This window comes from Massilia sp. UYP34, from assembly GCF_056279385.1.
In genome coordinates, this window is record NZ_JBWBRF010000012.1 from 1 (window position 1) to 20,626 (window position 20,626).

Below are 20,626 nucleotides of genomic sequence, written 5' to 3' on the forward strand. Positions count from 1 at the left end.
TTTGAAAATCACGCTACTGAGCGATGCTGGAGCGCGGACTCACGTTTCGCCTGGCTCTGCTCACGCCGAGAGCGGGTTATTCGAGGTGGCCTTAACTTCGCGTCCACGATCCGCTTATCCGTCGAATATGCCCGCAGCACGAAGCTGGCGCCCGGATAGGGCTGCTCGCCATCGAGCGGCGTCGCGCTGTGTTTCCTGCTGTCGAAACCGGTCAGCGCGTCTGGGTGACGTGCGCTTCGCGCAGCGGCCGCCACCCCAGCCGCGTCTCGATGGCGCGCCGGTAGCGGGTGTCGATGTGGGCCGGCGTGCGGCGGATGTAGTCCTCGGCCGCCTCGCGTTGCGCGCCGGTGCAGCCATCGAGCCACGCCACCACTTCGTCTGCCGTCGGCACGCGGCCGTTCTGGCCGTCGAATTTCGGCGGCACGGCGGTCCACACCGCCGCGTCGATGCGCCTGTCACGCAGCCAGGCATTGACGCGCGGGTCTGCCTGCGCGCCGTCGACGGCAGGAATGCTGCCGATCCATTCAGGCCGCTCCGGCGTGATCTTCTCGCGCTCGCGCACCATGGCGCGCGCTTCAACCAGGTCTTGGGTGGCGAGATAAGCCCAGTAGGTCGGCGCCAGGCGCGCGCGCTCGCACAGCACCAGCGCGAGCTCGGGGCTGTCGTCGCTCTGGCGCACGAATTCGAGGGGAAGCGGCGGGCCGCCGGGATGCCAGCTTGATGCCAGCTTGAGACCCTGAGGCTTCCACAGCAGCGAGCCCCAGGCGATACAGACGATGTTCATGACGGGATGGCCTGGCAATCAAAACACCAGTCTAGCCCCTCATGCGAAAGTGGCGAGCACGGCTATCCAGGAGATCAGGAACGCCGTCGGGACGCGCCTACTCTTCCCGGGCTTCCTTGGCCGCCGCCGCGCCGAACAGGCGGTCCTTGGCCGACAGCAGCTTCTGCACCTTCGACCCCATCTTCATGAGCTGCGACATCGACTCGGGCGACAGGCGCTGCAGGTCGTCGAACCAGTTGTTGGCCAGGTCGACCAGCTCGTGCATCTCGCGCATGCGCTCTTGCGCGAACTGGTCTTCGGGCGTATTGGCGTGGGCCAGCAGCGATTCGCGCAGCACCGACAGGGTCGGGGCCACTTCGCGCCGGCGCCGTTCGGCCGCGACCACGCGGAAGATTTCCCAGACGTCGCCGAGCGAGGTGAAATACTCGCGCCGGTCGCCGGGAATGCGCGACAGGCGCACCAGCCCCCAGGACTGCAATTCCTTCAGTCCGATGCTGACGTTGGAGCGCGAGATGCCGAGCTTCTCGCCGATGTCGTCGGCGTGCAACTGTTCCTGGGTGACGAAGAGCAGGGCATAGATCTGCCCCACGGTGCGGTTGATGCCCCAGCGGCTGCCCATCTCACCGAAGTGACTGACGAATGTATGGACGAGTGGCGTCATGGTTGAGAACTTTTCGATGCTTTTGAAAGGTGGATTATCCCACGGACCCACGCCACGCACACGGACTGCATGACCATGGCGCGGCAGCAAGCTGTCAATGGATGAGCAGTTCAGATGAGTCATTCAGGGGCCACAACATCATCCATGCGGCGCGCCGGGAGACCCTGCAGCGCTTGATGGAGTTCCTCGCGTCCAGTTGCGGCAGCGCTGGCGCGCAGTCGATGCAGGAGCGCCTGGCCCCGGTATGATGGCTGAGAGCCAATCATGAGGAAAGCCGATGACGCCACACCGTGTGCAACTCAGTCGCAGGAAGGGCTGGCGCATGCCGCCGAATACGATCTCGGTGGCGCGTCCCGGCCGCTGGGGCAATCCATTCTCGGTGTTGCCCGACGTGGCGCCGGGCACGCCGGTGGGGCGCTATGTGGCGATGCCCACGGTGGAACAGGCGGTGGCCGCCTATCGCCGCTGGCTGAGCGACGATCCCGAAGGCCGCCAGCTGGCGCACGAGGCGCAGAGCATGCTGCGCGGGCACAACCTGGCTTGCTGGTGCCGGCTCGATGGGCCTTGCCATGCGCAGGTGCTGCTCGAGCTGGTCAACGGGTAGGGTTGGCCGGGGCGCGCAGCCGGCTGGTCCGCCGACGCGGGGATCGTCGGCAGCAAGATTATCCGGCGCGAGAACGACGCCGAACACCAGCGCCGCGTCGGCGGCGAATGCCGACGCTACTAGCTGGCCGCCTTATTTTGCGGCGGTGACGTTGCCGATGCCCGAGACCGAACGGTTGACCGACTGCGGCTTGCCGTAATACGTGAGGTTGCCCAGGCCCTGTACGCTGGCGTTGAGCCGGTTCCTGGCATGCACCGACACTTCGCCGATGCCGCGGAAGGTCACGTCGGCATCCTGGGCCACCAGGTCCTTGGCCACCACTTCGCCCACGCCCTCGGCGTTCAGGCGCAGGTGGCCCACGCGACCGTTCATCTGCAGGCTGCCGGCGCCGCGGTAGTTGACGTCGAAGTGTTCGCCGTGAACGTTATTCAGGATCATCAGGCCGGCGCCTTCGCCGCGGAAGCTCGCGAGTTCGGGCATGGTGATGACGACCCGCTCACCATCCTTGATATTGACACGGCTCTTGTTCTTGTCGGCAAAGCCCAGGCGCAGCTCGCCGTTGACGACCTCGGTCGTCACGCGGTCGATGAATTTCTGGTTGCCTTCGACCCGTACCGCATGGGCCTTGCCCACCTCGACCACCAGGCTGACCGGGCCGCGCGCATCGATGGTCTTGAACGGCGTGACGTTGCGCACCTGTTCGGCGGCCTGGGCCGACAGGCAGGCAAGGGCGAGAAGGGCGGCGATGGTTGCGCGTTGCATGGCGGTCTCCGGTAAGTTGATGAGGCCATTCTAGGGAGCGCGTCCTTTCCCTGCGCGCCCCGTGCGATGGACTGCACAAAACCGTGCCTGAACTGCACGGGCGCCGGAACCAGGTGGGATCAATGTTTCGTCGCCAGGAACTCGCCCTTGCCGACCGGGACCAGGCTGGTGCTCCAGCCGGATGCGCAGCGCAGCGCCTGCATGAAGGGCGCCAGTTCCTGGGCGTGCGAGGTGGCGTTGTCGACCACCACCAGCCCGCCCGGACGCAGGATGCGTTCGATCTGCGGCAGCCAGCCAAGGTAGGCGCCGCGTTCGGAGTCCAGGAACATCAAGTCGAACGACTCGTCCGCGCTGCTCGCCAAAAAATCGGCCGCCTGGCCTTCGACCTGCACGATCCGATCCTGTAAACCCGCGCGCGTAAAATTCTCGCGCGCCATCGCGACTTTTTCGGCCGACAGCTCGACCGTCGTGACGCTGCCGTTGATGCCTTGAACGGCATCGGCCAGCCACAAGGTGGAATAGCCGTTCGAGGTGCCGATTTCGAGGACGCGGCGCGCGCCCATGGCGCGCACCAGCACCGCCAGGAATTCGCCGGTGTCGTGGGTGATGTTGAGCAGGCGGCGCGTGCGGTTGGCGGGCGCCGCGTCATGGCTGACGCCGAAGGTTTCCAGCTCTTTCAACAGCGCTTTAAGTGGGGTAGGCAACGTTGTTCTCCTTTTGACACGAGAAATCGATCCACACGATTGCGTAGATGCTAATCTTGCCGAAGAGATAAGGCTATAATCTTTTCGTCCATCAGCAAGCCACTATCATGCACATCTCAACCGTTACACTACCTGAAATGAAGCTCGCCGGGCTGCCTGTCGCAGGGCCCGCCTCGGTTCTGGAAACGGAATTGCCGGAAATCTGGAAATCCTTCCTCGCGCGCGAGGCGGAGCTGGGCGAAACCAATGGTCTGCACTATGGCGTTCGCATGCCGCAATATGGCGGCGTGAAGCTCGAATGCATCGCCGTCGAAGTCGCAGACCTGAACAACCTCCCTCCCGGCATGATCGGCATGCGGATCCCGGAACGCCGCTACGCCCTCATGACCCATCGCGGGCCCATGGTGCACGCCCAGGCCAGCACCGTGACCGGCATCGCGACCATGGAACAGCTGGGCATGGAAGAAGACGAAGACGGCATCCGCCTGGAGCGCTACGACCGCCGTTACACGCCGACGGTCGACGACGATGCGCGGCCAGACAATGCCTATGACATCCTGATTCCGCTATACAGCTGAAGCGAGGACAAGAAAAAATGCAGGCCCACGCACGTGGGCCTGCAGTCAACAAAGCTGGTGCCGGTATATTTCCCGACCGCCGGCGCCGGTAGGGCGGTTTGCACCGCCGAGTGCCCTTCCCTAAGAGCACTTGCATTGTGCCCAAAGAATGTGACGCCTCTTTGACACACCCCATGTCATTTGTTTCTGATTGTTTCCACCTGTAAATTGCGCGGATAATACTTCCTTTGCGGCTACAAGGCCGACAGCAAGAGGAGCACTACGTGCAAGATCCAGAGCGAGAGCAAGATCGCGAGCCCGCCGCGTCCATCCCGCCAGACAATCCCGCGCGCAGGCGCATCTTTCAGGCCGCCGCCGCGGTCGGCGTCGGCGCCACCCTGCCCGGTGTGACGCATGCGGCCGCGGCCAAGCCTGCCGCCAAGGGCTCGCTCGACGCCAAGCTGCGTGTCCACGTCAAGAACGTGGTCGTGATCTACCTGGAAAACCGCAGCTTCAACAACCTGTTCGCCGACTTCCCCGGCCTGGCCGTGCCGCTGGCGAGCGTGCCGGCGGCCAGCGTCCGGCAGCGCGACCGCGATGGTTCGATCCTGCCGACCTTGCCCAAGACCTGGGGCGGCGTGGTGCCGGGCCGCCAGAACCTCGGCGGCAAGGACTACCTCACCACCGAAGCCCAGTCGGCCAACCTGCCGAACGCGCCATACAAATTGACGGATGCACAGGGCAAGCCGCTGCCGGAAGGCGTCGTCACGCGCGACCTGGTGCACCAGTTCTACCAAAACCAGATGCAGATCAATGGCGGGCGTAACGACGGCTTTGCCGCCTGGTCCGACGCCGGCGGCATGGTGATGGCTTATTACGGCGAGACCGCGAAGAACCTGGGCCTGTACCAGATCGCGCGCGAATTCACCCTGTGCGACAACTTCTTCATGGCGGCGTTTGGCGGATCCTACCTGAACCACCAGTTCCTGATCAGCGGCCGCGTGCCGGAATATTTCAATGCGCGTCAGACGGCGGCGAAGAACAAGATCGCGGTGCTGGCGGACGGTCCGAAGGGCGTGCGCCTGGCGCTGGCTCCCGATTCGCCGACATCGGCATTGGAAGGCAAGCCGAAGTTCGTGCGCAACGGCGCGGTGACGCCCGACGGCTACGCCGTCAACACGATGGCGCCGCCGTACCAGCCGAGCTGGGTGCGTCCAGCCGTCGGCGGCGACCCGCTGCATGCCGACCCGCTGGACGCCTCGACCCTCCCGCCGCAGACCTACGACACGATCGGCGACCTGCTGTCGAAGCAGGGCGTGAGCTGGGCCTGGTATGGGGGCGGCATGCAGGCGGCGCTGGACGGCCGCGGCGCCGGCGAGCGACCGAACTTCCAGTACCACCACCAGCCGTTTAATTACTTCAAGCAATTCGCTCCTGGCACAAAAGCGCGTGCGGCGCACCTGCGCGACGGCGGCCTGGGCGACAGCCCGATTTCCAACAAGTTCATCGCCGACGTGGTGGCGGGCAAGCTCCCGGCGGTGGCCTTCTACAAGCCGCAGGGCAACCTGAACCTGCACGCCGGTTACTCGGACATCGAGTCGGGCGACGCCCACGTGGCCAACATCATCGAACACCTGAAGAAGTCGCCGCAGTGGAAGGACATGGTGGTGGTGATCACCTTCGACGAGAACGGCGGCTGGTGGGACCACGTGGCGCCGCCGCCGGGCGACCGCTGGGGCCCGGGCTCGCGCGTCCCGGCGATCGTGGTATCGCCGCACGCCAAGCGCGGCGCGGTCGACCACAATTTCTATGACACGACCTCGATCCTGCGTTTCATCACGCGCCTGCATGGCCTGCCGCTGCTCGAGGGCCTGGCCACCCGCAACGCCGCGTTCAGGGCGCGCGGCGCGCGGCCGCCGGGCGACCTGACGGCGGCGCTGAGCTTTCGCTGATCGGCAGATTTTTGCTCACGGGCCAGCCTGCCGGGCTGGCTTTTTTTTCTTGAAATTGCTTGTCGGCTAACGCGCGCTGGTCTTGAACAGGCGGGACTAGACTCGGCCCATCCCACTATTGAACGGAGAGCGAAATGCAAAAATATCTCATGATCAAGCGCCTGCTGGCGGTATCGGTTACCGCCGCCATGTTCGGTGCGGGCGCCGCGCAGGCGCAAAGCGGCGAATCCAGCCAGGCCGGCCAGCAGTCGGGCAGCAGCGCGACTTCGGCCACCGCCAGCGGCAACGCCAAGCTGACCAGCGCCGACCGCAAGGCGATCATGGACATGGGCATGTCGAACATGGCCGAAGTCGAGATGGGCAAGCTGGCGCAAAGCAAGAGCCAGAACGCCGAGGTGAAGGCCTTCGCGCAGAAAATGGTCGACGACCACGGCAAGGCGCTGACCGAGGTCCAGACCCTGGCCCAGTCGAAGGGCGTGACCTTGCCGACCGAGCTCGACGCCAAGCACAAGGCCATGTCGGCAGGCCTCGAGAAAATGAGCGGCGACGCCTTCGACCGGGCCTATGTCAAGCAGGGCGGCGTGGGCGCACACAAGGACACCCTGACCAAGCTGCGGGCGGCGTCGAAGGGCGCCAAGGATCCGGACGTCAAGGGCCAGGTCGACAAGATGATCCCGGCCGTCCAGGAACACCTGAAGCATGCTGAGCAACTGGCGCAGGGCAAGTCGCGCAGCACCGGCAGTTCGGGGTCCGCGGGCCATACCGGGTCGGGCGACTAAGCCGTTCTATCCGCCCCCCCCCCCCGGCAGCGCTTGCGGGGGCGTGCTCGCTTTCTTAAGCGAGCTGGGCCGTAGCCACCGGCGGCGGCTCGCTCTTCCACTTTCCCTCGATGCGGTCGATCGCGATCTCGATGCCGACGATGGCGGCCAGCAGTTTGCTGATGTAGTCGGGCGGCGCGTCGTCGACCGACCATGGATCGGGCTGCGACGCTTCGTGGCGCCCGGTCTGGCGCTCGACCAGCGCGCGCAGCCAGTCCCGATCGTCGATCGCGCGCAGTGTGCCGTGCACGTGCACCACGTTGTAGGTCCAGGTCGGCACCACGCGGCCGCCGTTTTCGGCTTTCTCGATCCGGTCCGGCGTCGCGTAGCCGGACGGCCCGCGAAACACCACCAGCACCTGCTGCCCGGCGCGGCGCCACACCGGATTGCCGCGCGCCACGTGGGCGCGCAGCACGCCTTCCCCGGGCAGCAGTTCGAACGGCAGGTGGTCGGCGTCCGGACTGCCGTCGCGCTGCGTGACCAGCATGCCGAGCGGATGGTCGGCGATCAGGGCGTGCATCGGGGCGGCCCCGGATTGCGTGAAGCGGGCAGGGCAGTACATCTAGGCAGTCTCCAGGATGACGATCTCGGTGGTGAGCGAATTGGCGATGTAGCAGCGTTCGTGCGCCAGGTGGTGGATGGCGGCGAGTGCTTGCGCATCGGGCCGGCGCGCGCCGGCGAACGCGATGCTGGGATTCAGTTCGATGCGCACCATGGCCATGCGACCGGCCGCGTTCGTATCCAGCAGGCCGCGTGCGGCATCGTCGTAGCGCTCGACCACGAAGCCCTGCTGCGCCGCGATCGCCAGGAAGAACAGCATGTGGCAGCTCGACGCCGCCGCCACCAGCGCTTCTTCGGGATCGACGGCGGCCGGGTCGGACATGGGCAGCGGCACCGACAGCGGGGACGAGGACGCCGGGACGCTCAAGCCGCCATCGAACCGCCAGGCGTGGGCGCGGCTGTAGCGGCCGTCGAGGAAGGCCTGGTCGGCGCGCTGCCAGGTGACGCGGGCGTCGAACTGTTTCATGCGGGGGCTCACGGAGTCTGGTTGATCGAGGCCCTTATCGTAGGCTGTGCTTTGGCTTGCTGAAATAGCCAATTCCATGGAAGATGGGCATACCAATTCTTCGCCGCCCGCCATGCACGTCCATGACCTGATCGCCAGCGCGTCGCTCGATCGCAGCAGCGACGTGCCGCTGTTTCGCCAGTTGTACGCCCGCCTGAAGCAAGCGATCCTGCACAGCGCGCTGGCGCCGGGGTCGCGCCTGCCGGCCACGCGCGACCTGTGCCGGCAACTGGGCGTGTCGCGCCAGACCGTGCTGGCGGCCTACGACCAGCTCACCAGCGAAGGCTATCTGCGCGGCGGCGTGGGGCAGGGCACCTTCGTCGACGCAGCCCTGGTGCTGGCGCGCCAGGCGCCGGCGGCGCCGGGACTGCTGCGCGCGCTGCCGGAGCGTGGCAAGGCACTGGCGGACGCCATGGGAACGCGCCGTCTCTACGACGGCCCGGTGCGCGCCTTCCGCCCCAGCATGCCGGGCCTGGATCTGTTTCCCTTCGACCTGTGGCGCAAGCTGGAGGCGCGGCACTTGCGCCGTGCGCAGCGCGGCCCGGGTTGCAGCCCGAATAATGGTCCCTACCTGGGCTACGGTCCCGCCAACGGCTACGCCCCGCTGCGTGAGCTGCTGTGCGCCTACCTGCGCGCCTCGCGCGGCGTGGTCTGCACGCCTGAGCAGATCGTCATCACCTCGGGCTCGCAGCAGGCGCTGTACCTGCTGACGCAGCTCTTGCTGGCGCCGGGCGACGAAGTCTGGGTCGAGTCGCCCGGCTACCAGGGCGCCTGCGCGCCGATGCTGGTGGCCGGCGCGCGCATTCGCACGGTGCCGGTGACGAGCGAGGGCATGGACGTGGCCTATGGCGCGCGCCACTATCCCGATGCGCGCATGGTGTTCGCGACGCCTTCGCACCAGCTGCCGCTGGGCGCGACCATGAGCCTGGCGCGCCGGCTCGAGCTGCTGCGCTGGGCCGCGGCCAGGCGCGCCTGGGTGATCGAGGACGACTACGACAGCGAATACCGCTATACCGGCGCGCCGCTGGCCTCGATGCAGAGCCTGGACCGCGCCGGCTGCGTGGTCTACGTCGGCACCCTGTCGAAGGTGCTGTTCCCGGCGCTGCGCCTGGGCTACGTGGTGGCGCCGCCGGCGCTGGCCGAGCCGCTGGCGCGCGCCAAGGCGGTGGTCGACATGCACCACGCCATGCTGCCGCAGGCGGTGCTGGCCGACTTCATCGCCGAAGGACACTTCATGCGCCATATCCGGCGCACGCGCGAGGCCTATGCCGAACGGCGCGCGGTCCTGATGGCGGCGCTGGAACACCGGCTCGGCGAGCGCCTGGCATGCGGGCCGGCCGATGTGGGACTCGACCTGTGCACGCATTTCAGGCCGGACCGCAAGGGGCGCATCCCCGCTGAAGCGGGCGTCGCGCAGGCGGCCCTGGCAGCCGGCATCGAGCTGCGCCCGCTGGCGTACTACGCGAACGCCGCCGCCACGCCCGCCTGCGCGGTGGCGCCCGGCCTGCTGCTCGGCTTTTCGGCGGTGCAGCCGGCATCTATCCGGCATGGCGTCGAGGCGCTGGCGCGCGTGATCGAGGGCCAGTGGCCGCGCAAGTGAGCGCCTGTAAATGAGCGCCTGTCGAAGCCAGGGGTAGGCCGCCAGCCACCTTCCGAGCTCGTTGTCGTTGGCGCAGCCAGCCGGCGCCGGCACACTGTCGGCGTCGACGCTGGCGCCGCCAGTGTGCCGTCGGTCTGAGCGGCTTGCCGGGCTTGCTCAGCCCGGCAGCTTTGCCGCAAGAACGTCAACCTTGTCGATTGACGGCGGCTTGGCGAATAACTCCCCCGCTTTTTCCATGAGCGCGGCGGCGACTTTGCCGGAAAGATGCGCCTGCCGCCCAGCCTCATCCGGAAATGCGTCGAAGATGCCGAAGGTTGACGGCCCCAGGCGGATGCCGAACCAGGCGGTAGTTGCTGGCTCTGCCTGAACGAGGGGAAGACCACTCAACAGAAAGCTTTCTACGTCTTTCTCCTTGCCCGGCTTGGCTTCCAGCCGAACGAACAACGCGAACTTGACCATGACATGTCTCCTGTCGTTAAACAGACCTCGCTTCACTCACTGTTCAGCGTGCCCGACGCAATGACGAGCGGGCCGCACCACTTGCGGTAAAGCCGCCTTCTTCACGTGGCCGAAAGCGGTCTACCGGCGAAGGATCGATACCGACCCAAGGCAGAAGTTCCGCCCGTGCGCTAATCGCAGTCGGGTATCCATGCAAGGAGATCCGTGACGCCGATGTCAACGCCCGCTTGTGACAGCAACGTGCTCGCCTGGCCGCGGTGATGCGTCTGATGGTTGAACAGGTGTAGCAACAAGCTCCCGAAGCGCTTCTGGAAGTCGCCACGCGCGTTCTTGTACAGAAGCGGCGCCTGTAAATCCCTATCCGAGACCTCCGCCGCGAGCGCGACGATCGTCCCATCGAGCCGCCTGCGGTGCTCCAGGAGTGTTTGGAGGTCATCGCTATAGATATGAGCAAGACTGGCCGGCGCAGCTATGTCGGCCATCACCTGCAACGAAGACAGGCCCGACGGATGCGCCATGAATCGACGTAGCCAGATCGTGTCGCCGGCAACCAGATGATTGAGGGTTCCAAGGACCGAGCCGAAAAATGCACCTCTGTCGGCAATCAACGCCTCCTTCGGCAAGGTGGCCGCTGCGGCGTACATTCTTTCATTCATCGTCGCGTTATACGAAGCTAACAAAACAATGTCGTCATGGCTGGGCATTCTTGCTTCCATCCATTAGTGGTTTCTCGAAACTCAACAATCTCTGCGCTCTGACGTCAGCATCCGGCCCAAGCCGGACAGTCAGGCATCCTTTTTCATCCGCCTTGCACGCACCGACGACGTGCTCTGGGGGCACCCGGTCTTTGGGGCCGAACGTCCCCGTCATGGGATCAACCCATCCATTGGGATTCCTTTTCGCTTCAGCAATCATCCCCGGTGCCGCTGGAAATGGCAATTTTGACGTTTCTTGTCGTTTAAAAAATAGCCACATAACAATCATCTGAATCGATCGGGCCTGTCCGGTCTCGGCCCCGTCCGGGCGAGCCGGAGGCGCATCGTAGACGCATCATAGATGCCTGTCAGCGAGAACCACCCTCGATCGTCCGGCCCGGGCGCGGTATGATGCGGTCTCCACCAGCAAACCGACGCCATGACCGCGACGCCATGACCGATCCTGAACGCCTCTCTCCCGACTCCATCGCCGCGCTGCAGGCGCGCTTCGACGGCCATTCGCGCAAGGCGCAGGCCTATTACGCCGTCATGCACGAGGCGCGCAAGGTGCTCGGCAATGACGACGCCGCCGACGCCTGGATGAAGGCGCCCCAGCCGGCGCTTGGTGGACGCACGCCGGCCGAGCTGGTGGCGTCTGATCGCACCGACGAGGTCCTGGCCTGCCTGCGCGGCGCAACGCCGGGGGCGGCGCGATGACGGTCAAGCGCTGCTCGTGGGCGAATATGGCCAATCCGCGCTACATCGCCTACCACGACGACGAGTGGGGCGTGCCCTGCCACGACGAGAACACGCTGTTCGAAATGCTCAACCTCGAAGGCGCGCAGGCCGGCCTGTCGTGGGAAACGATCCTGAACAAGCGCGACACCTACCGCGCGGCCTTCGACGGCTGGGATGCGACAAAAGTCGCCGCCTATGACGAGGACAAGAAGGCCGAGCTGCTTGCCAACCCCGGCATCGTGCGCAACCGCCTGAAGGTCGCCGCCGCGATCACCAACGCCAGGGCCTATCTCGCGCTGCGCGAGCAGGGACTGACGCTCGACGACTACCTGTGGGCCTTCGTCGACGGCAAGCCGATCGTGAACGACTGGCCGGATCACGCCCGCCCGGCGCGCACCGAGCTGTCCGACCGCATCTCCAAGGATCTGTCCAAGCGCGGCTTCAAGTTCGTCGGCTCGACCATCGTCTACGCCTATATGCAGGGCGTCGGCCTGGTGGACGACCATGACCGCGAGTGCATTTGCCGCAGCAGGCGGCGCTGAACGACGAGGTTCGCATGGAAGTGCACGACCACTGGCGCGACCGCAAGCGCTACACCGTTTTCGATAGCGACCACGGCGACGGCAGCCGCTTCGCCGCACTGGTCGCGGCCTGGCGCGCCGACCCACGGCGGCCCGCGCGCCTGCACGTGGTCGCGCTCACCGACGGCTTGCAGCCGGGCTTTCACCGCATTCCCCAGGACGACAAGAACGTCACGCTCGACTTGCTGGCGGCGCCGCTCGAGACGGCGCTGGCCGAACTGAACGCCCATCCCGATTGGATTCATCTGCGCGGCGCGCAGGGCACGGCCTTCGTGCGTCCGCTGGCGCGCCTGACGGCGCTCGGCGCGCGGCTGGCGTCGCCTGGCCTGGACGACGAACAGCGCGCGGCCCTGGGCGCCCAGGGATTCGTCTTCGATGGCGACGAGGCGACCTTCTCGACCCGCAAACCGCGCCTGCCGGCGACGCCCGAACCGGACCGGCGCGCGCTGGTGCTGGGCGCCGGCCTGGCCGGCTGCGCCGCGGCGGCGCGCCTGTGCGCGCGCGGCTGGCAGGTCACGCTGGTCGAGCGTCATCCGCAGGTGGCGATGGAAGCGTCGGGCAACCTGGCCGGCATCTTCATGCCGCTGCTTTCGCGCGACGACAATGTCCCGACCCGCCTGACGCGCGCCGCTTATCTGTATGCGCTGCGCCTGTGGGAGCAGCTGGGCGGCGTCGGTCGCGCCTTCGATGGCGACGGGTGCGGCGTGCTGCAGCTGGCGCGCGATGCCGGCCATGCGGCCGTGTCGCGCGCGATCGCCGCCGACGGCAAGCTGCCGTCCGGGTTCGCGCGCTGGCTCGACCCGTTGGAGGCCGAAGCGCTGCTCGGCCTGCCCGCGCCGGATGGCGGCTGGCTGTTCCCGCAAGGCGGCTGGGCGCGCCCTGGCAGCGTGTGCGAGGCGCTGCTGGCGTCCTGCGGCGAGCGCTTGAGGCGGCGCTTCGGCGCCGGCGAGGTGAGCCTCGCGCGCGAGGGCGACGAATGGCAGGCGCGCGGCGGCGACGGCAGCGTCATCGGCCAGGCGCCGACCGTGGTGCTGGCCAGCGGCGCCGGCGCGCGCGAGATGGCGCAGACCCGTGAGCTGCCGCTGCAGGCGCTGCGTGGGCAAGTCACGCACCTGGCGCCGCAGCACGCCCCGCAACTGCCGCTGGTGCTGTGCCGCGAAGCCTACCTGACGCCGTCCGCCCACGGCGTCACCAGCGCCGGCGCCACCTATGACCTGGACGCCGATCCGCAACTGCGCGCCGCCAGCCAGGCGGAAAACGTGGCGCGCCTGCGCGGCCTGGTGTCCGATCCGCACGCCGCCGAAGGCGCGCCGCTGGCGGGCAGGGTGGGTTTCCGCTGCGTGGCGCCGGACCGGTTGCCCCTGGTCGGCCGCCTGCCGGACTTCGCCGCCCTGGGGACCACCGAAAGGTTGCGCGACGTGCCGCGCCATCCGGGCCTGTACGGCTTGCTGGGCTATGCCTCGCGCGGCCTGATCTGGGCGCCGCTGGCGGCCGAGCTGCTGGCCGCCCAGCTCGAAGGCGAGCCGCTGCCGCTCGAGATGGCCCTGGTCGATGCGCTCGATCCGGCCCGGTTCGTGCTGCGCGCCCGGCGCAACAGCCGTGTTGTTCCGGATGCGGCGCCAGACGTCGGGAATCTCGGGCCGTAACCGTTGTTGCGCCGCTGCAAACGCACGCGCGCAATCAGCATGTCGGCCCGAAATGCTGGATCCCTGCGGGTATAATTTGCCGGTAGCAATTTTTGGCCGAAAGGGCCTGTCCGGATGGAAGATTCACACCACTCGCCCGAGCTGTTCCTGTTCCTGGCGTCCACGGCGCACGACATGAAGAACTCGATCAGCGTCCTGTCCGGCACGCTCGAACGCCTGCTCGACGGCGCCTCGCCCGAGACCGAGAAGGCGTATGCGCAGATGGCGCAGATGCTGTACCAGACGCGCCGCCTGAACGACAACCTGATGCAGCTGCTGGCGCTGTACAAACAGGTCGGCAAGCCCGGCTACCCGTTCGACGTCCAGCCGATCGAAGTCGGTCAGCTGGTCGAGCAGGTGGTGGCCCTCGAGCGCGTGCTGATCGAGTCGCGCGGCGTGACGCTGGAACTGGACGTCGATCCCGAACTGATGGCCCACGTCGACGAAGACCTGATCGTGGGCGTGGTCTCGCACGCGGTCAACAACGCGCTGCACTACACGCGCGACCGCATCCGCCTGTCGGCGCGCTCGCGCGATGGCGAGCTGGAGATCCGGGTCGAAGACAATGGCGCCGGCTTTCCGCCCGTGTTGCTGGCGGCCGGCACGCCGGGCAGCGGCGACAGCGGCGTCAACTTCCTGACCAATAGCGCCGGCTTGGGCCTGTACTTCTCGGGCGAGGTGGCGCGCATGCACCGCCACCGCGAACGGTCGGGCGCGGTGCGGCTTGAAAACGGCGGCCCGCTCGGCGGCGGCTGCTTCATCCTGACCCTGCCATGAACCCGCTCGCCGCTTTCTCCAAGCCGGACCCCAGGCCGGATGATGTCAAGCCGAACGCCAAGCCGGACGTCAGGCCGGCCGCCGCGCTGGGGGGCGCGAAGCCCAAGGTGCTCGAAGAGATCGACTGGGCCAGCAAGCACTACCTGGTCGTCGACGACTTCGTCGGCATCCGCCAGCTGCTGCGCGAAAGCCTGCGCAGCCTGGGGGCCAGGAATATCGACCAGGCGTCCAGCGGCGGCGAAGCCATGGGCCTGCTCAACAAGCTGCGCTACGACGTGGTGCTGTGCGACTACAACCTGGGCGAGGGCAAGAACGGCCAGCAGGTGCTGGAAGAAGCGCGCATGCGCCATCTCCTGATGCCGTCCTCGGTGTTCGTGATGGTCTCGGCCGAGAAGAGCGTGGAGTCGGTGATGGGCGCGGCCGAGCACCAGCCGGACGCCTACCTGGTCAAGCCGATCACCGAAGGCGTGCTGCTCACGCGCCTGAACCGCGTGTGGCGCCGCAAGCAGATGTTCCGCCTGATCGACCAGGCCTTCGTCGAAAAGGATTACCTGCGCGCGGCGCGCCTGTGCGACGACCAGATCGCCGCCAGCCGGGTGCACGAGATCGAGCTGCTGCGCATGAAGGCGCGCATGCTCGAGCGCAGCGGCCAGCCGGCGCGCGCGCGCGAGGTCTACGAAAAAGTGCTGGCCCAGCGCGAATACCACTGGGCGCGCGCCGGGCTGGGCAAGATCCGCATGGCCGACGGCGATTTCGAGCAGGCGCGCCAGATGTTCCAGACCGTGATCGCCGAGAACCGCCACTACATCGACGCCTACGACCAGCTGGCGCGCGCCTACCAGGGTTTGGGCCAGCACGAAGAGGCGGCCGCGGTGCTCGAGCGCGCCGCCAAGCTGTCGCCCAACTCGGTGCCGCGCCAGCGTCACCTGGGCCAGGCCGCGCTGCGCCTGGGGAACGTGCCGATGGCCGAGAAGGCCTTCCGCAAATGCCTGGTGATCGGCGAGTATTCGATCCGCAAGGCGCCGGACGACTTCCTCGGCCTGGCGCGCGTGTGCGGCCTGAAGGGCAATACCAAGGATGCGCTGCAGCTGCTCCTCCTGGCCCAGCGCGAATTCGGCAGCGAGCACGAACACATGGCGCTGCGCGCGAAGATCACCGAAGGCCACGTCTATCACGAGAGCGGCGACTACCTGAACGCGCGCCGCGTCGGGGACGAGCTGGAGGCGATGCTGCAGGCCGATCCCAAGCGGCCCGGCACCGCGATCTGCATCGAGATGGCGACCCTGCTGTTCGCGGTCGGCGTCAAGGAGACGCCCAACGAGGTGCTGGCCCACGTGATCCGCAACAACCACGACAACACGCTGCTGCAGGACGAAGTGCAGAAGATCTTCGACCGCGCGCGCCTGTCTGACGAGGGCGCGCTCATCATCCGCACCGCGCGCAAGGAGGCGGTGGACCTGATGAACCAGGGCGTGGTGCTGTGGAAAACCGGCAAGCTGCCCGACGCCGTCGAATGGATGCGCAAGGCGCGCGAGCGGCTGCCGGACAACGTCCGGGTGCTGTTCAACGAGGTGCAGATCCTGATCTCGCACATGCAGCAGCGCGGCTACGACCCCGAACTCGAACTCGAGGCCCGTGAGGTGCTGGAGCACGTCGACGAGCTGCAGCCGGGCCAGCAGCGCTTCGCGCAGCTGATGGAGCAACTGGGCGCGCTGCAGCCGCAGCCTGAACCCGCCCAGCCGGACGCGCCGCCGGCCGCGCCATCGCCTGAAGAGGGCGAGGCGGCGCCATCGAACGCATGAAGGCCGCGCCCGTCCATTACGGGAGGCGAAAGATCGCGTTGTTAGCGTTGTTTTCGCAATACGAGCCAGTATCGGAATAAGCCGCTCCATCCGTGAGGGGCTGTAGGAACGACGTGCCGATCCGGTTCCCGGCGGCCATCCGGTACACGCCGACGTGTCCCGGCGCCGCATTGGCGGCGCGGGGACGGCACTGCTGCCGTGCACGGAGAAATTTCCACTGGCGCATACCGGCGAGACCAAGCGGTTGGTCGCGCGGAAAGGAGCGCTGACCTCGCGTACTGTCGAGACGGCCTAGCGGCGCTTGCGGGCCGCAAGTGCGCTGCCTGTCGTGCCGGGAACGGCGCACCGCATCGCCCGGTATGGCGATCAGGCGGCGCTGACTGGCATGGCATTCTTGTCATGAAGAACAATGCCTCATAATCGCAATTCACGATAACGCCGCGTTCATGAAAAGGGAAATGATGGTCGAGCTAAAAAAGCAATACGATTTGTGGAGTGAGTTCTTGACGGTGTGGCCGGAGGCGCGTCTCCGGGAAATGAAACTCGACGAATATACGAAGGCTGGTTCGAAAGACACATTCACTTACTGGATAGAAGCACGGCTGGATAAAATGGGCAGCATGTGGGGCGGCTCGGCCTTCAAGTTCGGCATTTTTTCTCGCAAGGACGTCGGGGAAAAGAGCGGTGACCAGACGCTAAGTTATTCCGCAGACTATGCGTGGTACACGGCGCTTGGGGATACCGCTGAGCAAGCCTTCGAGCAGGTCAGGCAGGGAGTTGTCCAAGTCGCACGGTACGCCGCACAAGGCGATCTCGATGCCATTGAGTCGATGGATATATTCGGTGAAGTCTACCGATGGAAGATCGCTTTCCACTATCAGGATCGGCAGAATCCACGGCTTGTTAATATATTCACGCGCGCGCCTCTCAAAGCGTTGATCGATGACAGCGCTTTCCTTGATGCAAATATGGCATCCCTGCAGCGTGCGGTCGTTGCCGACAAGCCCGAAAATATGGGGATACTTGAGTATGGACGGCTCATGTGGGAAACATGGAGTCGGCAAAACCTCGCCATTTGGAAGCTATCCCATGGCAATGGAAGCTTCACGAAAGAAGAGCAGCAACAGTATCGGGAAAAAGGGTTGGCCATGATCTATGGCGATACCGGGAAAAGCCAGGGGAAAAAATTTGAAAACGCACCGATAGGTACATTGTTTTATCTGTGCAATAGCAACAGCCCTCAACTCGTAGGCCAGTTCACCTCAGCCGCGCAATCTTCGCCGAAAGACGCTGGCTGGCTGCAGCGAAATTACCGCGTCCTGAAACTCGCTATTCGGACCGATCCATACACAGATAGCTCAAAGGGGTGGTCACCGTCCTACCGATCTACTTTCTATCAAGTTGGCAAGGACGATCTGGCGCTGTTTGACCATACGTTGTTGCAACCGTATTTTGGGATCAGTCTGGCGGAACTTGCTTCATTGGCGGGCGAGCCTCTTGACGCCATGACGGCATCGACGGTTCCAGCCGACTCAGATTTCGACACCGATGAAAAGCTGTTATCGCGCTTTGACGGCAAGGCGTCATTCAAGGAATTTCGACGCACTTGGTCCGCCGAGTACCGCGCTCTGTTTGTTCGCCTCGCGCGAGTCGTGCACGACGCCGGGCTTGATTGGTGGCATATGGGCAAAGGCGTGCAGGTCCGGTTTGGACGGAAGAATCCGCACGACAGGAAAGCTGCCGGTGTTCTGGGGGTTGTTCGCGGCAAGGAAAAGCAGAAAATCACGTGGACTCGACCGGTTGGTGAAATGGAGCAGTGCCACCGCAAGCCCTTGAGCGAAGAACTGGTGTCGACCATTGAGCGCGCGTTTGCCCAATCAAACGAAGCGCTTGACGAATGGCTGGCCGTCGACAAGGCGCGACCCGGCTGGTGGCCGGACCAGTTGGATGCAGAGTCCAACGAACCCGGATTCCTTGACGACGATGTGGAGGATGAGGACGACGAAGGCGACGAACTGCTGCCGATACCGGTTCGGCAGACCTTCAACCGGATCTATTACGGGCCGCCGGGCACCGGCAAGACGCATCAGCTTCTGCAGCTGTTAAAACAGACCTACACCACGTCGGACGACAATGGAGGAGTTGCCGAGCATTACAGTCTCGTTACTTTTCACCAGTCCTACGGGTACGAAGAGTTTGTCGAAGGACTGCGGCCGGTGCTGGACGTCAGCGCGGACGGACAGATTCGCTACGAGATTCGCCCTGGTGTATTCAAGAGACTGTGTGAGGATGCACGGCGCTTTCCTGAACAGCAGTTTGCGATGGTGATCGACGAGATCAACCGAGGGAATATCAGCAAGATTTTCGGTGAGCTGATCACGCTGATTGAAGTAGACAAGCGCGAAGGCGCGAAAAATGTGACCAAGGTGACGCTCCCTTATTCCGGCGAACAGTTTTCAATACCGGCCAACGTGGACATTATCGGGAGCATGAATACGGCTGACCGGTCGCTGGCCTTGGTCGATACGGCACTGCGCCGCCGTTTCGACTTTGTACCCCGTATGCCGAATAGCAAGGACGAAATAGACGCTCCCTTGTATGCGCTGCGCGTCACGCTTGGTGAAAAATCGATCGATATCCCCTCTCTGCTCAGTCGCATCAACCAGCGCATCGAATCGCTGTATGACCGCGACCATACGATTGGTCACGCTTACTTCATGGAGTTAGGTGACGCGCAGGACGGCATGGTCCGGTTTGAACGCTTGGAGCACATCTTCCGCAACAGGATCATCCCTCTGCTCGAAGAGTATTTCTTCGAAGACTGGGAAAAGATCCGATTGATACTGGGTGATAACCAGAAAGCAATGAGCGGTGATCAACGAACGTGCTTCATTCTCGTAGACGATGATCAGGAAGGTGAGCTGGTCCAGCTATTCGGTGCGAGTCATGGTCTGGAAGCGTTCGGCACCAGAAGGCGCTATGCGCTGAATGATCTGGCATTGTCAAACCCCGACGCCTATATCGGAATTTATCTTGGCGCGCGCTGACCAGCCACATGCTCAGGCGCGTACCCATCTCGCCATCTTCGAATTTGACGCCGTGTTTGTTGAAGGCAGCGGATCGCCAGGGCCCACGGTGCCACCTGCAGTATTCGCATGGCTCGAAAGCACCTGTCTGCAGGCCGCGGAAGAGGGTGAGACACCATGGCTCAGGTTGATACAGCGGGCCGGCCGGAGGGCTGTGCAGGTAACAAATTATGTCGGGGTCATGCGCAGTCCAGCAGGATTTCAAATTGAGGTATTGCCAAAAACAGGTCTGGCGAATGAGGGTGGCGCGAACGAAGCACGGCAGCTACTGATTGAAATGCTGTGCTGCCTCCATGGCTTTCGTCACATCAAGACCGAACGCGCGAAATTGGCTGCGGCCACAATGCCGCTGCTTGAAGTGTTCATGACAGAATTCCTGCTCGCAGTAAAACAGGTTGCCAAGCATGGCTTGCGTAGCGACTACGCGGTCAGGCAGGACAACCTTCATGCACTGCGAGGGAAGATCTTGATCAACCAGCAATTGCGGCATAACCTGACGCGCGCCGATAGATTCTTCACGGAGCATGACGAATTTTCCAGTGATCGCCCGGAGAACCGGTTACTGCACACGGCACTGCGGCGGATTCTCCCGTCACTCGCGCTGCAGGAAAACCAGCGGCTGGCGCGCGAACTGAGCTCTCTCTTCGTTGACATTCCATTGAGTACGGAGATTCAAGCCGATTTCCGCCGCGTACGCCTCGACCGAGGTATGAGCACTTATGCGGACGCACTTACTTGGGCAAAGCTGATTCTAGAGGAGTTGTCCCCGGTGACAGGAAGTGGCCGTCACGCAGCGCCTTCTCTGCTGTTCCCGATGGAGAGAGTGTTCGAGGCGTTCGTGACTAAACACATGTCGCTTCAACTGCGCAAACCAAATTACTTGAAGACGCAAATGCGTTCGCATTATCTGGTTCGTCATGATGAACAAAGCTGGTTTCGTCTCCAGCCGGACCTACTCGTGCGGGAGTCGGCAAAAGATTTCCTAGTACTCGACACCAAGTGGAAACTGTTGGACCGCCACAAAACCGGCGGCACGCTAAAGTACGGTCTGGCACAGAGCGATTTTTACCAGCTGCTGGCCTACGGTCAATCTTACCTCGATGGCCAGGGTGATGTGGTCCTGATCTATCCGCGTACCGATCTCTTCGACAGGGCACTGCCTGTTTTCAGCTTTCCCAAGACGCAGGGCCTCAGGCTCTGGGTGGTTCCTTTCTGTTTGAAGAGCCGAATGCTTGCCGTGCCTGTCGATGCTCCCTTCGCACCTTATTTCCATCCCTATAACGTCACTTGAGCAG

General features: G+C 64.6%; 21 protein-coding genes. 13 read left to right on the plus strand and 8 right to left on the minus strand.

All coding sequences use genetic code 11. From position 1 onward, the window contains the following. Nucleotides 1–211: 211 nt before the first annotated feature. Together ACZ9AQ_RS17140 and ACZ9AQ_RS17145 are read right to left on the minus strand one after the other, a co-directional pair. Nucleotides 212–784 (minus strand): hypothetical protein, encoded by a 573-nt coding sequence (locus ACZ9AQ_RS17140; RefSeq protein ID WP_429205997.1) that lies wholly within the window; start codon nt 782–784, stop codon nt 212–214. A gap of 97 nt (nt 785–881) precedes the next feature. Further along, nucleotides 882–1,445, minus strand: coding sequence for a GbsR/MarR family transcriptional regulator (locus tag ACZ9AQ_RS17145; RefSeq protein WP_429205995.1), 564 nt, complete (start codon nt 1,443–1,445; stop codon nt 882–884). A gap of 101 nt (nt 1,446–1,546) precedes the next feature. Here ACZ9AQ_RS17145 and ACZ9AQ_RS17150 point away from each other — a divergent pair, with 101 nt between their 5' ends. Both ACZ9AQ_RS17150 and ACZ9AQ_RS17155 read left to right on the plus strand, forming a co-directional pair. Next, a complete protein-coding gene (locus tag ACZ9AQ_RS17150) occupies nt 1,547–1,693 on the plus strand; it encodes a hypothetical protein (protein ID WP_429205993.1) in 147 nt (48 codons plus the stop codon). A gap of 29 nt (nt 1,694–1,722) precedes the next feature. Beyond that, complete coding sequence (locus tag ACZ9AQ_RS17155) at nt 1,723–2,049, plus strand: DUF4326 domain-containing protein (protein WP_429205991.1); 327 nt, start codon at nt 1,723–1,725, stop codon at nt 2,047–2,049. Between the two features lie 132 nt (nt 2,050–2,181). Here the strand turns inward: ACZ9AQ_RS17155 and ACZ9AQ_RS17160 are convergent, their stop codons facing one another. Beyond that, entirely contained in the window at nt 2,182–2,811 is a 630-nt protein-coding gene (locus ACZ9AQ_RS17160; protein ID WP_429205990.1) for a GIN domain-containing protein, read from the minus strand. Between the two features lie 119 nt (nt 2,812–2,930). Further along, nucleotides 2,931–3,515 carry an O-methyltransferase gene (locus ACZ9AQ_RS17165; protein ID WP_429205988.1) on the minus strand — a complete coding sequence of 195 codons (585 nt, stop codon included), beginning with the start codon at nt 3,513–3,515 and terminating at the stop codon, nt 2,931–2,933. Between the two features lie 107 nt (nt 3,516–3,622). Here ACZ9AQ_RS17165 and ACZ9AQ_RS17170 point away from each other — a divergent pair, with 107 nt between their 5' ends. From ACZ9AQ_RS17170 to ACZ9AQ_RS17180, 3 genes are all read left to right on the plus strand, one after another. Continuing rightward, on the plus strand, nt 3,623–4,093 hold the full coding sequence (locus tag ACZ9AQ_RS17170; RefSeq protein ID WP_429205986.1) for a GyrI-like domain-containing protein: 471 nt from the start codon (nt 3,623–3,625) through the stop codon (nt 4,091–4,093). 263 nt (nt 4,094–4,356) lie between these two features. Then, complete coding sequence (locus ACZ9AQ_RS17175) at nt 4,357–6,024, plus strand: acid phosphatase (RefSeq protein ID WP_429205984.1); 1,668 nt, start codon at nt 4,357–4,359, stop codon at nt 6,022–6,024. Nucleotides 6,025–6,158: 134 nt separating this feature from the next. Next, nucleotides 6,159–6,803 carry a DUF4142 domain-containing protein gene (locus ACZ9AQ_RS17180; protein ID WP_429205983.1) on the plus strand — a complete coding sequence of 215 codons (645 nt, stop codon included), beginning with the start codon at nt 6,159–6,161 and terminating at the stop codon, nt 6,801–6,803. Between the two features lie 55 nt (nt 6,804–6,858). Here ACZ9AQ_RS17180 and ACZ9AQ_RS17185 read toward each other — a convergent pair whose 3' ends face one another. Both ACZ9AQ_RS17185 and ACZ9AQ_RS17190 read right to left on the minus strand, forming a co-directional pair. Continuing rightward, nucleotides 6,859–7,404 (minus strand): FMN-binding negative transcriptional regulator, encoded by a 546-nt coding sequence (locus ACZ9AQ_RS17185; protein WP_429205981.1) that lies wholly within the window; start codon nt 7,402–7,404, stop codon nt 6,859–6,861. Then, entirely contained in the window at nt 7,405–7,869 is a 465-nt protein-coding gene (locus ACZ9AQ_RS17190) for an OsmC family protein (protein ID WP_429205980.1), read from the minus strand. A 76-nt stretch (nt 7,870–7,945) separates the two neighbouring features. Between ACZ9AQ_RS17190 and pdxR the strand changes: the two genes are divergently transcribed. Beyond that, complete coding sequence (gene pdxR, locus ACZ9AQ_RS17195) at nt 7,946–9,508, plus strand: MocR-like pyridoxine biosynthesis transcription factor PdxR (RefSeq protein ID WP_429205979.1); 1,563 nt, start codon at nt 7,946–7,948, stop codon at nt 9,506–9,508. Nucleotides 9,509–9,664: 156 nt separating this feature from the next. Here pdxR and ACZ9AQ_RS17200 read toward each other — a convergent pair whose 3' ends face one another. Both ACZ9AQ_RS17200 and ACZ9AQ_RS17205 read right to left on the minus strand, forming a co-directional pair. Continuing rightward, on the minus strand, nt 9,665–9,967 hold the full coding sequence (locus ACZ9AQ_RS17200; protein WP_429205978.1) for a putative quinol monooxygenase: 303 nt from the start codon (nt 9,965–9,967) through the stop codon (nt 9,665–9,667). A gap of 170 nt (nt 9,968–10,137) precedes the next feature. Next, a complete protein-coding gene (locus ACZ9AQ_RS17205) occupies nt 10,138–10,671 on the minus strand; it encodes a DinB family protein (RefSeq protein WP_429205977.1) in 534 nt (177 codons plus the stop codon). A 444-nt stretch (nt 10,672–11,115) separates the two neighbouring features. Between ACZ9AQ_RS17205 and ACZ9AQ_RS17210 the strand changes: the two genes are divergently transcribed. From ACZ9AQ_RS17210 to ACZ9AQ_RS17240, 7 genes are all read left to right on the plus strand, one after another. After that, entirely contained in the window at nt 11,116–11,379 is a 264-nt protein-coding gene (locus ACZ9AQ_RS17210) for an antitoxin Xre/MbcA/ParS toxin-binding domain-containing protein (RefSeq protein ID WP_429205975.1), read from the plus strand. Then, entirely contained in the window at nt 11,376–11,942 is a 567-nt protein-coding gene (locus tag ACZ9AQ_RS17215; protein WP_429205974.1) for a DNA-3-methyladenine glycosylase I, read from the plus strand. The genes ACZ9AQ_RS17210 and ACZ9AQ_RS17215 overlap by 4 nt, the downstream gene beginning before the upstream one ends. After that, complete coding sequence (gene mnmC1 / locus ACZ9AQ_RS17220; RefSeq protein ID WP_429205972.1) at nt 11,915–13,627, plus strand: FAD-dependent 5-carboxymethylaminomethyl-2-thiouridine(34) oxidoreductase MnmC1; 1,713 nt, start codon at nt 11,915–11,917, stop codon at nt 13,625–13,627. The genes ACZ9AQ_RS17215 and mnmC1 overlap by 28 nt, the downstream gene beginning before the upstream one ends. A gap of 114 nt (nt 13,628–13,741) precedes the next feature. Beyond that, nucleotides 13,742–14,443 (plus strand): sensor histidine kinase, encoded by a 702-nt coding sequence (locus ACZ9AQ_RS17225; protein ID WP_429205970.1) that lies wholly within the window; start codon nt 13,742–13,744, stop codon nt 14,441–14,443. Next, a complete protein-coding gene (locus ACZ9AQ_RS17230; RefSeq protein WP_429205968.1) occupies nt 14,440–16,245 on the plus strand; it encodes a tetratricopeptide repeat protein in 1,806 nt (601 codons plus the stop codon). Before ACZ9AQ_RS17225 ends, ACZ9AQ_RS17230 begins: the two co-directional genes overlap by 4 nt. 446 nt (nt 16,246–16,691) lie before the next feature. Then, entirely contained in the window at nt 16,692–19,292 is a 2,601-nt protein-coding gene (locus ACZ9AQ_RS17235) for an McrB family protein (protein ID WP_429205967.1), read from the plus strand. Continuing rightward, nucleotides 19,279–20,622, plus strand: a complete 1,344-nt coding sequence (locus ACZ9AQ_RS17240; protein ID WP_429205966.1) for an McrC family protein — start codon at nt 19,279–19,281, stop codon at nt 20,620–20,622. The genes ACZ9AQ_RS17235 and ACZ9AQ_RS17240 overlap by 14 nt, the downstream gene beginning before the upstream one ends. Nucleotides 20,623–20,626: the final 4 nt, after the last annotated feature.

Excerpts from the sequence above, each read along its gene's own strand:
- ACZ9AQ_RS17140 (WP_429205997.1), bottom strand. The coding sequence starts at position 784 with ATGAACATCGTCTGTATCGCCTGGGGCTCGCTGCTGTGGAAGCCTCAG.
- ACZ9AQ_RS17145 (WP_429205995.1), bottom strand. The coding sequence starts at position 1,445 with ATGACGCCACTCGTCCATACATTCGTCAGTCACTTCGGTGAGATGGGC.
- ACZ9AQ_RS17150 (WP_429205993.1), top strand. The coding sequence starts at position 1,547 with ATGAGCAGTTCAGATGAGTCATTCAGGGGCCACAACATCATCCATGCG.
- ACZ9AQ_RS17155 (WP_429205991.1), top strand. The coding sequence starts at position 1,723 with ATGACGCCACACCGTGTGCAACTCAGTCGCAGGAAGGGCTGGCGCATG.
- ACZ9AQ_RS17160 (WP_429205990.1), bottom strand. The coding sequence starts at position 2,811 with ATGCAACGCGCAACCATCGCCGCCCTTCTCGCCCTTGCCTGCCTGTCG.
- ACZ9AQ_RS17170 (WP_429205986.1), top strand. The coding sequence starts at position 3,623 with ATGCACATCTCAACCGTTACACTACCTGAAATGAAGCTCGCCGGGCTG.
- ACZ9AQ_RS17180 (WP_429205983.1), top strand. The coding sequence starts at position 6,159 with ATGCAAAAATATCTCATGATCAAGCGCCTGCTGGCGGTATCGGTTACC.
- ACZ9AQ_RS17185 (WP_429205981.1), bottom strand. The coding sequence starts at position 7,404 with ATGTACTGCCCTGCCCGCTTCACGCAATCCGGGGCCGCCCCGATGCAC.
- ACZ9AQ_RS17190 (WP_429205980.1), bottom strand. The coding sequence starts at position 7,869 with ATGAAACAGTTCGACGCCCGCGTCACCTGGCAGCGCGCCGACCAGGCC.
- pdxR (WP_429205979.1), top strand. The coding sequence starts at position 7,946 with ATGGAAGATGGGCATACCAATTCTTCGCCGCCCGCCATGCACGTCCAT.
- ACZ9AQ_RS17200 (WP_429205978.1), bottom strand. The coding sequence starts at position 9,967 with ATGGTCAAGTTCGCGTTGTTCGTTCGGCTGGAAGCCAAGCCGGGCAAG.
- ACZ9AQ_RS17205 (WP_429205977.1), bottom strand. The coding sequence starts at position 10,671 with ATGCCCAGCCATGACGACATTGTTTTGTTAGCTTCGTATAACGCGACG.
- ACZ9AQ_RS17210 (WP_429205975.1), top strand. The coding sequence starts at position 11,116 with ATGACCGATCCTGAACGCCTCTCTCCCGACTCCATCGCCGCGCTGCAG.
- ACZ9AQ_RS17215 (WP_429205974.1), top strand. The coding sequence starts at position 11,376 with ATGACGGTCAAGCGCTGCTCGTGGGCGAATATGGCCAATCCGCGCTAC.
- ACZ9AQ_RS17225 (WP_429205970.1), top strand. The coding sequence starts at position 13,742 with ATGGAAGATTCACACCACTCGCCCGAGCTGTTCCTGTTCCTGGCGTCC.
- ACZ9AQ_RS17230 (WP_429205968.1), top strand. The coding sequence starts at position 14,440 with ATGAACCCGCTCGCCGCTTTCTCCAAGCCGGACCCCAGGCCGGATGAT.
- ACZ9AQ_RS17235 (WP_429205967.1), top strand. The coding sequence starts at position 16,692 with ATGAAAAGGGAAATGATGGTCGAGCTAAAAAAGCAATACGATTTGTGG.